This is a genomic window from Pseudomonas sp. REB1044, assembly GCF_038813925.1.
Lineage (GTDB): Bacteria > Pseudomonadota > Gammaproteobacteria > Pseudomonadales > Pseudomonadaceae > Aquipseudomonas > Aquipseudomonas boreofloridensis.
In genome coordinates, this window is the sequence record NZ_CP046139.1 from 3,371,433 (window position 1) to 3,385,561 (window position 14,129).

A 14,129-nucleotide genomic window follows, 5' to 3' on the forward strand; every position below is an offset into this window, starting at 1 on the left:
ACGCTGACATGGAGCGCTCATGAGTTCACGCAATTCCGTCCTGTGGCCTGAAGGCCTGTTCGTCAAACCGCAGCATTTTCAACAGGCGGCTAGAGCCAGCGAAGCGGCCCTGCTCCAACGCATAGGGAGCTTGAATGCAGCTTTCTTTGGGTTCAGCGAACTGCTGTTGAACGACGAGTACCTCAGCCTGGGCAAGATCGCTATCACCCGTGCGCGGGGCATCATGCCGGATGGTACAGTGTTCGATATCCCGGCCGATCTGCCGCCCCCTCCACCATTGGAAATCGAGGACGACGGGGCGAAAGACAGCGAGATCTACCTGTGCCTGCCGCTGCGCACCGAAGGTGGTCGAGAGGTAAGCTGGCCAGACAATGCCGCCAACTACCGATACAGCGCTCATGCCGAGGAGATCAAGGACACCCACAGCGCGGACGGTGACCTGGTACAGGTCGACCTGGCAGTGCCCAACTTTCAGCTCAAGCGCAAGGCCGATGACAGCAGTTCCTACACCCGCCTGGCCGTGACACGGATTCTGGAGCGGCGTCCCGATGGCAGCCTGCAGTTGGACGAAGGCTTCTACCCCACCAGCATTTCGGTACGCGCCATACCAGCGCTGCAGCGCTTCCTGGAAGAGATCACCCACACGCTGCGCGAACGCGCACGCAATCTAGCAGCCCGAATCGGCGCCTCTGGGCAGTCCGGCATCGCGGACATCCGCGACTTCAACCTGCTGCAGGCCATGAACCGCTGGTGGCCTTGCTTCCAGCACCTAGCCAGGCAAGGCCAGACACATCCCGAGCAGCTATATCTGTGCATGAGCCAGGCCAGTGGCGAGTTCGTCACCTTCACTGACGAGACCCGGCTGCCGCAGGAATACCCTACGTATCAGCACACAGCGCTGCGCACGTCGTTCAAACCACTGCAAGATACCCTACGCCGGGCGCTGAGCACCGTACTACAACCGCGCGCCGTTTCATTGCCTCTGCAGACGCTGGAGTACGGCGTAATGACGACCTTACTGGAAGACCGCCGCCTGATCGACCAGGCGGACTTCATCCTGGCGGTCCGGGCCAATCTGCCACCGGACACGTTGCGGCAAATGTTCGTGCAGAAGGCAAAAGTCGTTGCGCTGGAGTCACTGAACGAGGCAGTGCCACTGCAACTGCCGGGTATTCCATTGCTTGCACTGCCCGTGGCACCTCGAGATCTGCCTTTCCATGCAGGCTTCACCTACTTCGAACTGGAGCGTCGCGGTCCGGCATGGTCGGACATGAAGACCTCGACCGGCTTCGGTATCCATGTCGCTGGCGAGTTCCCCGGGCTCGAACTGCAGTTTTGGGCAATCAGGAGTGAATGAGATGAGTGATGTTATTCACGTCAGCCAGGATGGCGACAGCGGCCTCTTCGACACGATGGCCAAGGCAAGTAGGGAAGCTAGGAAATCATCCGTCGACACCGACCCGAATGCGCAGGCAAAAACTTCTTTTCAAAGCTACTTCGCCGATCCCGACTTCCAACTGTGCGGCGGATACGCCAATCCTATGCTGGATGCTGCCGTACCTCTGTTCGGTCTGGTAATGCGTCTGCGGACACTTGATGCATTGCCCAACATCAAAGATGTGTATCAGCAGGTCCGCAACCAGATTGACACCATCAGGGCACAGGTGCGCCAGCACGGCTACGAGCATGCTCAGTTGCTGGCGTACTCGTACGGTCTATGTCTCTACATTGATGAAGCGGTCATGGAACGGCCATGGGGTAAAGCCAGTTGCTGGAGTCAGGAACCCTTGCTCAGCATCTTCCACGACGAAACCTGGGGTGGGGAAAAACTCTTCACGGTGCTTGCTCGGCTGATGCAAGAACCCAAGCGTTATCACGACGTACTGGAGTTCATGTACTTCGCGTTGTGCCTAGGCCTGAAGGGCAAATACGCCATCGCTCCGAAAGGCGATGAATCCTTGAACGCTTTGATCCACAAGCTGCACGGGATCATCCGTGAACTACGCGGCCCAGCTCCGGTACACGTCTGCGATCCCTACACCAACGTGGCCCCGCGCAACTACCGCATGAACCGGCAATGGCCATGGTGGAGCCCGCTGGCAATATCTGCCGCAGCCATGGCTGTGGCCTACAGCATCTACAGCTACCGCCTGCACCTCATTACCACAGAGGTGCTGGCATCGCTCAACGGCATCTTGCAGCAGTAGTCAGCCGACATCCGGCGTAATGGAATTCAACGAATTGACGAGGCAATTGCTTCGTTGACAAGCCCATCGTTCCCGATGGCCACGCCACCGCCTGTGCGCGTGCTCAATCTACATGGACGCAGGAGAAACTGCCATGCCAACACCCGCTTACATCAAGATCGAAGGCCAGACCCAAGGCAACATTACCGCGGGCGCCTTCACGTCCGACTCGGTGGGCAATGTGTTTGTCGAGGGCCACGAAGACGAGATTCTGGTGCAGGAAATCAAGCACCAAGTGACCGTGCCCACAGATCCGCAAAGCGGTCAGCCCGCCGGACAACGGGTGCATAAACCGTTCATCTTCACCAGTTCGCTGAACAAAGCCACACCGTTGATGTATCAAGCCTTAGCCAGCGGTGAAATGCTGCCTACCGTCGAAGTCAACTGGTACCGCACCTCGGTCGAAGGCAAGCAAGAGCACTTCTTCACGACCAAGATGGAGGATGCAACCATCGTTGATATCAATACGGTGCTGCCTCATGCACAAAACAAGAGTAACGCGGAGTTTACCCAGCTTATCGAGGTATCGCTGTCGTACCGCAAGATCTCTTGGACCCACGTAACCGCGGGCACCGAGGGCTCCGACGACTGGCGTAAGCCGATCGCCTGATTTAACAGAAATGCCCTGGCAGTCATCGCTGCCTGGGCATTTCGTACCTCAGACGGCGGACAGGGATTGCTTATGCCTAGCCAATCTAAATTGCGTTACAGCTTCCAGCCACTCGTTGGCAACGCCCAGTTCGAAGTGGTGTCGTTCACCCTCAACGAGGGCATCAGTCAGCCGTTCGCACTCGAACTTCAGCTGATCAGCCACGACAACGATATCGACTTCAGCCACCTGCTCGACAAGCCAGTGCTCTTCACCATCTGGGAAGGTGAACGCCCTGTGCGCTACGTGCACGGCCTGGTCAGCCGTTTCAGCCAGGCTGAAAGCGGCTTCTACCGCACTTACTATCACGCGCTGGTCGAGCCACAACTGACCCGTGCCGACCTGCGCTCGAACTGGCGTATCTTCCAACAGAAGACCGTGCCGCAAATTCTTGAACTGATGCTCAAGCGTCAGGGCATCGACCAGTACGAACTGCGTGCCAGTATGGACCACCAGGTCCGCGAGTTCTGCGTCCAGGCCGGCGAGACGGACCTGGCGTTCATCGCGCGTCTTGCTGCTGAGGAAGGCTTCGTCTATCGCTTCGCCCACAGCGAGAAGCTGCACAAGCTGATCATCACCGATCGACTGCAATCACTGGGGTTGATCAGCCATGGCGCCATCAAGCCCGAGAATGAAGACGAGGGCTTCTTCGACAACGACGAGCCTGTAGCCCCTGACAGCGTGCTGTACCAAGCCAGCAGCGGTGGCGATCAGACCCAACCCCGCCTTCGCCGCTTGCGCTACAGCGAGCAGGTGCGCACCGCTGCCCAGGTTCAGCGCGACTACACCTTCACCAACCCTGCCTATCGACAGGAGCACAGAGCCGCTGGCCCCTTCCTGGAACATCAATCCAAAGACTACGAATACTTCGATTACCCAGGCCGCTACAAGCGCGATGCCGTGGGCAAGCCGTTCACCGAAAACCGGATCACGGCACTGCGTCACGATGTCCGCATTGCGGAGGTTGAGGGTGACGATGTTCGCCTGCAACCGGGCCTGAGCTTCACGCTGACCGGACACCCGCGAGGCGACCTAAATGCCCACTGGCGAGTGAACACGGTCACTCACAAGGGCAGCCAACTCACGAGCCTGCAGGAAGAAGCCACAAGTATCGACCAGAGTACGCGCTATCAGCAGACCGCCGTACTAGTCCCCGGCCAGACCGAATGGCGACCCTCCCCACTGGCAAAACCGCGAATCGACGGCCCGCACATGGCCACCGTGGTCGGTCCGAAGGGTGAAGAGATCTATTGCGACGAGTGGGGGCGGGTCAAGGTCAGTTTCCCTTGGGATCGCGAGAGCGAGAACAACGAGTTCAGCTCCTGTTGGGTGCGGGTCTCCCAAGGCTGGGCCGGGGGCAGTTGGGGCTCGATGGCCATTCCGCGCATCGGCCAGGACGTGATCATCCAGTACGTCAATGGCGACCCCGACCAACCCATGATTACCGGGCGCACTTACTGTGGCGATCAACTGCCGCCCTATGACCTGCCCGAACACAAGACCCGCATGACAATCAAGAGCCAGACCCACAAAGGGGATGGTTTCAACGAGCTGCGCTTCGAGGATGAACTGGGACGGCAAGAGGTATTCATTCATGCCGAGCGGGATCAGAACAATGTGGTCAAGCACGATGAGACTACCCGGATTGGAAATGATAGATCTGAACGTGTCGCGCGGGATGAGCAGATCAACATTGGTCATGACCGACACGAGGAAGTGGGTAACGATCAAAGTTTGAGAGTTGGAAGAGACCATCATCGTCAAATAGGCCGGGATGACGTGCTTCAAATTGGCCGCCATCGCATGATCACAACTGCAGAAGACCGTACCGAGCAGGTGGGTAATAACAGGTGCGACAAAACCACAGCCAATCACTCGATAGAGATTGGAGGCCACTTGGAGCAACAGGTGGTTGGACATGTTGAGCTAAGGGCTGGGCAAGCGATTCGCCAAGAAACGCAAGTCATAGAGTTTCAGGTATCAAACAGTCTGACCATCAAGGCTCCGGGAGCAACATTGAGGCTCGATGGGAGCGGCATCACACTTGACGCCGTTGCAATCAAAATCAATGGCCCCGTCGCACAAAGCCCGACAGGAAGCACACATAACCTCACCATTAGTTCCGCGCCAGCGCCTGCGGAACCTATCTGCATCAGCTGTTTACTGAAACCCATTGCAGAAGGTCGCAATGTCATTCGCATGGAAGGGGAGAATAAATGAAAGACCTCCTCGTCGAAAAACTATTCCGTCCTCTACGGCAAGCAGAACACTATCGACTTTCCGCCGTTCTCGAACTTTCACGATTAAGCATTGACCAGTTGGAAAACCTGGTACAGCAGGAGCGCGGAATATTATGTCCGCTGATGCAACAGGATGAGCTCAGCAACGTGCGCCAGTTCGGCACTGGTTTATATGCAGCCACCACCAACACCACATTACAGGGCCAATCTGATTTCTTCTGGGAGTTGAGCGAGTTCGCAACCGATGCAATCTGCGGCTGGATCATCAGCGCGTTGCCTACTGCTGCGTTAGCCACGCACTTGGCGCAAGCCAACACCGTTCTGGCACCTGACGGCCAACGCTACTTACTGCGCTATCACACCGAACAATGCCTGCGTGTGCTGCATGCACGTAAGGATCTGCCTGGAATCGTCGAATGGTTTGCGCCCATCCATAGTTGGTGGGTGCCTTATCCAGACGCCGATGAAGAAATCTGGTGCTGTCTGATGGGTGGCGACAGATCGGCAACGGATGAACTCAAAAACCTTACGCTAGACCATGCGTGCTGGGAGGCACTGGCAGGAGACCCGCTTGAACATCAACTCGCCAATCAATTGAAAAGCTCGCTGACCGCAAGTGGGCAACCTGAACAATGCCACGGTGTACGTCTGGGCAGGGTACGCAAGTACCTCGCTGCTGCGCGAGAAACAGGATTTATCGAACAACAAGACTTGATCACCTACGTCACCTATTCAGCGCTGCTTGGCGACAGACTGACGCTCGACCCCATTTGGCAGGCGGCCATGAAAGAGTCTCTTGAGCAAAGACTGCCACTTGCCCAACGCCTTGAAACACACCTGCACCCGTTACTTCGCTAGGGACCGCTCATGCTAGATCTAAAGACACTGCTAGAAATCAACCGGCAGAACTGCGAGGCGTTGCAAGATCCTTTTTCCAAAGGGCCGGAGGTCAACTGCACACGCACCTTTACGGTGCTGCCATTGCGCTACGCCGCCGTGGGCGGCAGCACCCATCAGCGGCAACGATTACCTGCCCTGCCTGAACACCTGCGTCATCCGTATCACGTCACTTCGCTGCGCCATGCCGACTACGCGATTCGCCCGCTTCGCGAAGGCTTCCTGTATGTCATGGAAAAGCGCAAAAGCACTGGGCGACACAGTCTGCACCTACCCTATCGAATCGCCGCGAACGGGGCCCTGTCGCTCGTCAATCCTGAACATCCAGAGCCTCAACCGTCAGGTACCCAAACCCTCCAGGCCTTCATTCGCAACATGGCTTGGGCGTTCCAGATTCAGGACCTCGATGACCTGCTTGAACTGCGCCTGTTCTACAGCCCTGACCCTTTGACCATCGCAGCCCAGCAACAATTGCTGCATCGACGCGACAGGCTACCGGCCTTGAACATAGCGCCCTTCGCCGGTCCCAGCTGTCCGACAGCCAGGCCTTACACGCTCCGTCATGACCAATTGGAGCTTGTCGCCGACTTTGCCGCCGAATCCGACGACGCGTTGCGCACGCTGCTGGACGCCCAAGTATTCAGTGCCCCCAGCATCAGCTCACTGGCTGCGGCGCGGCAGGCACTGGGGCCTTTGGGCGATAGACCTCAAGTACGGGGCGTCGCCATCGTGGTGGAGGATGCCATCGGTATTACTCAGGAACTCAACGCCTGGCGCAATGCGGGCATAGAGCACCTCAAGTACTGGTTGGAATCCAGCGCCGACAAAGACGGCCCTAGCAACGAGCGCAAGGTTCTGGTCGCACACGCATTCACAGAACTGCATCAGCAATTCACTGAGCGCAAAGTCGCCGCGCTGGTCGATCACCATAAAGAGGCGATGCGCGCTTATCTCGCCCCCAGCGAACAGGCCGTTCATCCGCAGATGGCCGAATGGTGGGCGCAGACCCAAGAAGCCATTCTCGACAGCGCCAGTGAATTGAAAAGGCAGAGTCTCGAGACCCGTGCGAGAAGCGGCGAATTCGCCAAGCATTTTGAAGAGCGCTATCTGTCAAAGGTCAACCTGCAAGGCATGCACCAACACCTTGATTCGTTCGATGCGCAGAGCCTTGAAGCCCAACGTCTGGCCGAGTCCAGAGCGGCAGATCACCTCGCGTGGTTGAAGTCCTCCGAGCTGCTGAACGCACTTGCCCACTACGACGAGAACGACATCACCAACGGCCTATGCTTTGCACACCAGACAGGGCTGTGCGTGGTCGGTCTCGAAGGCGTGCCCGCTGGCGCAGCGTTACTTACCCGATGGTGGCACGCCGACAATATTTCCCCCGATAACTTGGCACTGCGCTCGTTTGTCTTGAACCAGCGCGGGACCGCAGAGGTGCTCGAGCAAACGCGCGCAAAACTGGCTGCATTGCCGCCGGATGGCGATCATTGGCAGCAACTGGATACGTCGCTCAAACACGCCAAGGAACTCGCCGCACACTTCAGCCAGGTGGACAGCCACCTAGACCAGCTCGCGCAACACAGCCCTGCCAACACGGCCGGCGCGTTGGCCTGGCTCGGGCAATTGGGGCGACAGAGCTTGTCAGTGGGGCCCCGGGCAGCGTCGATCGCTTGCTGTACCGACGCCTGAGCACTTACCTCATCGCCTCACTGGGCGAGCAAGCAGTGAACCTGCGGCTGAGTGAGCAGGCGCTGGACGGTCAAACCGCGTCGGCCGGTCGTGTCGCGGCACCTGTCGTGCGCCGCCTTGATCGCGCTTATGTCGAGAACTTGCAAGGGGTACACGGCAATCAGTTCTATCGCCTGCGTGTGGCCAGTGCGCTACTCCTGCTGGAGGCTGGGTTGCTGCTGTTGCAAGGACGGAAAGATGACAAGAACCGACGCTTTTGGAGCGAAGTGACTGCGGCCGCATTGACCAGTGCGGCTGCAGGGATGGAACTACTTGCAGTGGGGACTGAAGTGACGCTTAGAGGTATTGGGGAGAACAGCGTCACTGCGCGGGGTGCGCAAGTTAGCTTGGGGCGTTATCGGCTGTGGGGGCTGGATTGGCGACGGTGGGTGGGGTTATCAGTATGGCATGGGATGTCTCCGACGCTATAGATGCGAAAAATAAGTCCAAACCAATATTAGCAACAGCTTTTGGAATTAGAACAGGTGCTACTTTCGCCCTACTGGTGGGACAAGGAGGCATAGCGTTTTCACAGGCTAGTGCGCTTTTCCGTTGGCTGTCGATTAGCGACTCCAATATGTTCAGAAGTAGCTTAAGCGCGACCTTGTCAAGATTATCTGCACGATTGGCGGCGAACAGAGTAGCCATGCTCTGGCTCAGTCGTTTGAGCTGGATTGGAGGCGCCGTCGTGCTCGCGACCAGTATCGCCTTACTAATCCTCGATGAAAACGCGCTAGAAAAATGGTGCAGCAAATGTTGCTTCCGCCTTCAACTATCTCACCCAGGTTACGCAGAGGATGCAGAAGAACTTGAAGCTTTGCTCTATGCGATTAGCGAGGTCATATAATGTACTTTGTTGAATGGCTTTCATGGCTTGCTTATATTGACCCAAAAGAAGAACGCGATGCTTTTGAAAAACAGCACAATAAAGTGAGAAGGAAAATTATATATGAAAGCGACGAACAGGAGATGGTTGAATCTGCGCAGAAATCAGCCAGCAGCACACCTAATAGTCGAGGACCAGTCTATATTTACAATGAGCGCATATTGGAAATGCGTTGCGGCATGTGTGAGGATAAAAGGGGACTGATAAGCATATTATCCCTTGCGCTTATAGCCTACTCATTAGTAAACATAGCGATTGTGTTAGAGGACATAAAATTCTTATTCAGCCTATCAATAAACTACAACGGCGAGCCCTATGGTGAGCAGCTTTTCATGGTGTCCTTTTTTCTCACCATGGGCTTAGGTACATTAGCGCTTTATCTAAAATTTGGACTGCGCTTCACACGCTTCGAGATGTTCACATCCCGCCACTTGCTGATACGATTCAACCGCACGACCCAGCAAGTCTACCGTACGCGATCCATAAACCCCACCTGCCCAACAGTGGGGGAACGGGTTACCGTGGCATCTCTGGCGAGCAGTTCCACGGTAGCAGCGCTTCGTAGTCTGCTACCGACGAGGCGTGCGGTAGCCGCTCTAGTACGTGGCGCAGCCACGTATAAGGCTCTTGGCCGTTGACCTTGGCGGTCTCGATCAGGCTGTAGATCTTCGCGCTGGCACTGGCGCCGTTGACGGTGTCGCTGAACAGCCAGGCCTTGCGCCCTATGACAAACGGCTTGATCGCTCTTTCGGCCGTATTGTTATCGATGGGCAAGTAACCCGCTTCGACATAGCGCTCCAGTCGACTCCAGTTGTTCGCCAGGTAATGCACTGCCTTGCCCAACGCACTTTGTGCGGTCACCTGCGACTGGGTTTTATCCAGCCAGCTTTTCAGTTGTGTCAGGATCGGCAGGCTTTTCTCCTGTCGACCAGCAAACCGCTGTTCATCACTGACGTCTTTGAACTCGCGCTCGATGCCGTACAGCTTGTTGATCATCGCCAGCGCGATATCAGCCCGTCCGGTTTTACCTTTGGGCTGCACTTTTTGCGCGTCCACGAACTTGCGTCGCGCATGGGCCATGCACGCCAGTCGCTCCACGCCCGGCTGCAACGCCAACGCGTTATAGCCGGCGTAATCATCAGTCATGACATAGCCACGGTAACTTTCCAGCAAGCGCAACGGCACCTCCTGCGCACGGCTGGACGTGTAATCAAACAGCACAACTTTTCGATCCGGTGGGCCACTGGCTTGCACCCACATCCAGGATTGGCTGGTCGGATCTCGATCCGGTTCTTTCAACACCTGTACACGGGTTTCATCGCAGTGAATCACTGGGCTTTCCAGCAACCGATCACGCATCAAATTAAGCAGTGGCTGGAAATGCTCGCTGCACTGGATCACCCAGCGTGCCAGCGTTTGCCGAGGGATATCGATACCGTGGCGGCTAAGTACCGTTTCAAACCGATGCAACGGTAAACCGTCGACATACTTGGTGGTCAGTAGCATGGCCAGCACGCTGGGGCTGGCCATGCTTTTCTCGATCAACTGGGCAGGCTTGTCGGCGGTGACCGGTGCGGCTTCACAGCCACGGCAAGCGTAGATCTTGCGGATATGTTTGATGACCCGGATCTGCATCGGCACGATATCCAGTTGCTCACTGGTTTCTTCCCCGATGGCATGTTTGCGGCAACCGCAAGCACAGGTCAGTTCGTGTTCGGGCAGTTCGTGGATGACTTCGATACGCGGCAGATCGGCCGCCAACGGCTTGCGTTTGCCACGGCGTGGTGTCGGTGCGACAACTTCTTCATCGACGTCGCCAACCAACGGCATTGGCTCGCTTTCAGGCTCATTGAACAAGGCCAACTGTGGCGTGTTGGGTTCCACGGATTGCTCGGACTTGCGTCCAAACAAACGGTCACGCAACAGCTTGATCTGTTCTTTCAGGTCGACGATGTGAGTCTGATAAGCCTGAGTGGTTTCCTCCTGACGATTGAGGGCCTCAAGCAACAGTTGCTTAAGCAAAACAGGATCATCAGGAAGGTCATCGGGCAGAGAAATCATGGCCCGGATTATACCGGGTTACGCCACGTAGCGCGGCGTCAAAACCTGATGAGGACGATTACGCCAGAGGTCAAAACCGTCGAGCAGCCAGTTGAGTTCCTGGACGGTCAGAATGATCGCCTCGTCGGTGGCGTCAGGCGATGTTTTGAAACGCTCGGATTCGAGGCGCTTGAGCCAAAGGCAGAAGCCGTTTCGTTCCCAGTAGAGGATCTTCACGCGGTTGCGCGGCTTGTTGAGAAACACGAAAAGCACGGGGTCAAACACCGCCACTTTGATATCCAGTTCGACCAGAGCGGCCAGGCCGTCAATCGACTTTCGGAAGTCGACGGGCTTGGGGTAGAGATAGACTTTTTCGACTTTGGCGTCGGGTCGCATCATGACGGGGCTGGCTCCAGAAAGAGATCGGGAGCACAGCATTGGGGATCAACTTCGCGCTTTGAATGTGGGGTTCATGGAGCGGTTACAGTCTACCTGCATCGTCCATCGTACTGTGGCGGCATCGTCACACTCCCTTGGCACGGTGTCATGTGCAGTGGCTCGGATAAAAAATACGCCGCTGCCGGTAGCTTGGGCCTTCCTTTGGATCTCATGTGGCAACCCTCGTACGCCGGCGCTCTACATCCCGAACTCGTCCACGTAGGCAAGGCCGTCAACAATTTCACGGAGATGCAAGCCGAATGGCAGTTCATCCGCCGCTTCATGGATGAGGGGCCAGAGGGTCTACCACGCCCCCGAATCACCTCGCACTTCCCCTGGCCCCGGCAAGCCTTCACCCCTCAATTCGAAGGGCTGACCCACTACTTTCGAAGCTCCTCCCGAATCACCAAGATCGGCCTGCTCTTAATCTCGCCCGCCTTCCTGATCATCGGAACCGGTCACTGGCTGAGCCTCATGCTGTGCTGGAAACCGCGCTGGCCCAAGATCATTCGCGAAGCCGGTCTGCCCGGAAAGCCCGTTCCGCCATTCACCACGCTTGATGACTACCCACCGGCTATCCAGGAACGGTTGCGCGAAAACGCTTACCTCTGGGCTGCTCGCCCAGGCAAGCGGCCGGAGAGAAAGAAACGCACCTCTACGCGTAAACCAAAGACCGAAGTGGAAACTTCGACCCTCGAGAAGGAGATCCCCTGTGAAACCCATCGTGCTGATCGGCCATAAACATGATTGCGCCCTTCATAGCGAGGGCGAAGTGGTCTCCGGCGCCATCTTCCATTGTGGGGCTTCGAGCTTCCACTTTAGAAAAATGGTGCAGCAAATGCTGCTTCCGCCTTCAGCTATCTCACCAAGGTTACGCAGAGGATGTGGAAGAGCTTGAAGCTTTGTTATATGCGATTAGCGAGGTCATATAATGTATTTTGTTGAATGGCTTTCATGGCTTGCTTATATTGATCCAAAAGAAGAGCGTGATGCTTTTGAGAAGCAGCATAAAAAAGTTAAAAAAGAAGTTTTATATGAAAGCGACAATCAAGAAATGCTCGAATCTGCCAAGAGACCTGCTTGCAACACCCCCAAGAGTCGTGGACCAGTCTATGTTTACAACAAGCAAATACTAGAAATGCGCTATGGCATGTTTGAAGATAAACGAGGACTGATAAGCATACTGTCTCTCACCATAATATGCATGATAATTAGCGATATTTATATTTTTACAAACTCTATAATGATTTTAGCCAGACTTAGCCAAAACTATAACGGTGAACCCTACAGTGAGCGACTTTTCCTGGCTTTATTTTTCCTAACCATGGGCGTGGGTACTTTATGGCTTTACTTGAAGTTTGGACTGCGCTTCACACGATTCGAGATGTTCACATCTCGCCACTTGCTAATACGCTTCAACCGCACTACCCAGCAAGTCTACCTGCACCGACCAACGTACTGTGGCGGCATCGTCACACTCCCTTGGCACGGCGTCACGTCCAGTGGCTCGGATAAAAAATATGCCACTGCCGGTGGCTTAAGCCTTCCTTTGGATCTCGTATGGCCGGCATCATTCGCCGGCGCACTTCATCCCGAATTCATCTACGTAGGCAAGGCCACTAACAACTTCGCAGAACTGCAAGCCGAATGGGAGTTCATCCGCCGTTTCATGGATGAGGGGCCAGAGGGTCTACCACGCCCCCGCATCACCTCGCACTTCCCTTGGCCCTGGCAAGCTTTCACCCCTCAATTCGAAGGGCTGACCCACTACTTTCGTACCTCCTCCCGAATCACCAAGATCGGCCTGCTCTTGATCTCGCCCGCCTTCCTGATCATCGGAACCGGTCACTGGCTGAGCCTCATCCTGTGCTGGAAACCGCGCTGGCCCAAGATCATTCGCGAAGCCGGCCTACCCGGAAAGCCCGTTCCGCCATTGACCACCCTTGAAGACTATCCACCGGTTATCCAAGAACGGTTGCGCGAAAACGCTTACCTCTGGGCTGCTCGCCCAGGCAAGCGTCCAGAGAGAAAGAAACGCACCTCTACGCGTAAGCCAAAGACCGAAGTGGAAACCTCGCCCCCGAAAAGGAGATCCCCTGTGAAACCCATCGTGTTGATCGGCCATAAACATGATTGCCCCCTTCATGGCGAGGGCGAAGTCATCTCCGGCACTCCAGCCTCACTGTGAAAGGCCGAGCGGCCGCGCTTGTGGGGGACCGCATTAGTTGCGGCGCCATTATCCAGACCGGGGCATCGAGCTTTCACGTAGGAGGGAAAGCGGTCGCCCGCCAAGGCGATTGCACCGATCATGGTGGCGTGCTGATAGAAGGTGACTCAGATTGGCAAATCGCATGAAAAATGTCCCAGTCAGCCACCGCTAGGACGGCAGCGGTGAACCTGCTGCTCAGTGGGCAGGTACTGGAAGGCCAAACCGCATCGCCCGGCCGCGTCGCGTCACCTGTCGTGCACCGTTTCGATCGACCTTAACGGGGTGCACGGCAATCAGTTCAATAGCCTACGTGTGGCCAGTGCGCTACCTGCTGGAGGCTAGGTTGCTGTTACCAGGAAGCGAGGAGACAAATTAGCCCGGGGCGCCATCGACTGTGTGGCGCCGGGTATCTGCGGGGTGGTTTTGCCTAACAAGTCGATGACTACACAGCCGCTGCAGTCATCGTGCAGCCTGTCAGGGATGTCGAGAACGGAATAGTTGCGCTTTGAAGGAGTAGATCAACAAACCGGCACGTTGCAAGTCTGGATTTCGTGGACTCATTTCTGGGCTAGGAAAGCCCGGATGGCCATGGATCGAAGTGGCTCTGACGGAAACGAAAAAAGACGCCTAAGCGTCTTTTTTCGAGGATTTGCAGATTTGAGTAAACCTGAAAATCAATATTTGGAGCGGGAAACGAGACTCGAACTCGCGACCCCGACCTTGGCAAGGTCGTGCTCTACCAACTGAGCTATTCCCGCGTCGTGATAGGCGCCATTCTAACGAGCTGCCAGCG

11 protein-coding genes, 1 tRNA gene and 2 pseudogenes are annotated in these 14,129 nt (G+C 56.1%); 11 read left to right on the top strand and 3 right to left on the bottom strand.

Annotated features, from left to right (window positions below; genetic code table 11):
- Positions 1-19: 19 nt before the first annotated feature.
- The 8 genes from tssK (at position 20) to GKC70_RS15520 (ending at position 8,610) form a co-directional block, all read left to right on the top strand.
- Complete coding sequence (gene tssK, locus GKC70_RS15485) at positions 20-1,357, top strand: type VI secretion system baseplate subunit TssK (protein ID WP_342649205.1); 1,338 nt, start codon at positions 20-22, stop codon at positions 1,355-1,357.
- Position 1,358: 1 nt separating this feature from the next.
- The gene (gene icmH / locus GKC70_RS15490; RefSeq protein ID WP_342649206.1) at positions 1,359-2,207 is read left to right on the top strand and encodes a type IVB secretion system protein IcmH/DotU; all 849 of its coding nucleotides are present in this window, start codon (positions 1,359-1,361) and stop codon (positions 2,205-2,207) included.
- A gap of 133 nt (positions 2,208-2,340) precedes the next feature.
- Positions 2,341-2,856, top strand: coding sequence for an Hcp family type VI secretion system effector (locus GKC70_RS15495; protein ID WP_342649207.1), 516 nt, complete (start codon positions 2,341-2,343; stop codon positions 2,854-2,856).
- A gap of 72 nt (positions 2,857-2,928) precedes the next feature.
- Positions 2,929-5,115, top strand: coding sequence for a type VI secretion system tip protein TssI/VgrG (gene tssI / locus GKC70_RS15500; protein ID WP_342649208.1), 2,187 nt, complete (start codon positions 2,929-2,931; stop codon positions 5,113-5,115).
- Positions 5,112-5,993, top strand: a complete 882-nt coding sequence (locus GKC70_RS15505; protein ID WP_342649209.1) for a DUF4123 domain-containing protein — start codon at positions 5,112-5,114, stop codon at positions 5,991-5,993. Before tssI ends, GKC70_RS15505 begins: the two co-directional genes overlap by 4 nt.
- A gap of 9 nt (positions 5,994-6,002) precedes the next feature.
- Positions 6,003-7,724, top strand: coding sequence for a T6SS effector BTH_I2691 family protein (locus GKC70_RS15510; protein ID WP_342649210.1), 1,722 nt, complete (start codon positions 6,003-6,005; stop codon positions 7,722-7,724).
- A gap of 35 nt (positions 7,725-7,759) precedes the next feature.
- The gene (locus GKC70_RS15515; RefSeq protein WP_342649211.1) at positions 7,760-8,194 is read left to right on the top strand and encodes a hypothetical protein; all 435 of its coding nucleotides are present in this window, start codon (positions 7,760-7,762) and stop codon (positions 8,192-8,194) included.
- Positions 8,167-8,610 carry a hypothetical protein gene (locus GKC70_RS15520; protein WP_342649212.1) on the top strand — a complete coding sequence of 148 codons (444 nt, stop codon included), beginning with the start codon at positions 8,167-8,169 and terminating at the stop codon, positions 8,608-8,610. The genes GKC70_RS15515 and GKC70_RS15520 overlap by 28 nt, the downstream gene beginning before the upstream one ends.
- A 555-nt stretch (positions 8,611-9,165) precedes the next feature.
- On the opposite strand, the gene GKC70_RS15525 is transcribed toward GKC70_RS15520, so the two are convergent.
- Both GKC70_RS15525 and tnpB read right to left on the bottom strand, forming a co-directional pair.
- Positions 9,166-10,710: an IS66 family transposase gene (locus GKC70_RS15525; protein ID WP_342649213.1), complete on the bottom strand. Its 1,545-nt coding sequence runs from the start codon at positions 10,708-10,710 to the stop codon at positions 9,166-9,168.
- A gap of 18 nt (positions 10,711-10,728) precedes the next feature.
- Entirely contained in the window at positions 10,729-11,088 is a 360-nt protein-coding gene (gene tnpB / locus GKC70_RS15530; protein ID WP_029614001.1) for an IS66 family insertion sequence element accessory protein TnpB, read from the bottom strand.
- A gap of 210 nt (positions 11,089-11,298) precedes the next feature.
- Between tnpB and GKC70_RS15535 the strand changes: the two genes are divergently transcribed.
- The 3 genes and pseudogenes from GKC70_RS15535 to GKC70_RS15545 all read left to right on the top strand — a co-directional run bounded on the left by GKC70_RS15535 (position 11,299) and on the right by GKC70_RS15545 (position 13,482).
- Positions 11,299-11,868, top strand: coding sequence for a hypothetical protein (locus tag GKC70_RS15535; protein WP_342649214.1), 570 nt, complete (start codon positions 11,299-11,301; stop codon positions 11,866-11,868).
- A 643-nt stretch (positions 11,869-12,511) separates the two neighbouring features.
- Positions 12,512-12,964 (top strand): annotated as a pseudogene (locus GKC70_RS15540) (DUF6708 domain-containing protein); the annotation flags it as partial.
- A 261-nt stretch (positions 12,965-13,225) separates the two neighbouring features.
- Positions 13,226-13,482: pseudogene (locus tag GKC70_RS15545) on the top strand (PAAR domain-containing protein).
- Between the two features lie 536 nt (positions 13,483-14,018).
- Here the strand turns inward: GKC70_RS15545 and GKC70_RS15550 are convergent.
- Positions 14,019-14,094, bottom strand: a tRNA-Gly gene (locus GKC70_RS15550).
- Between the last annotated feature and the right edge of the window lie 35 nt (positions 14,095-14,129).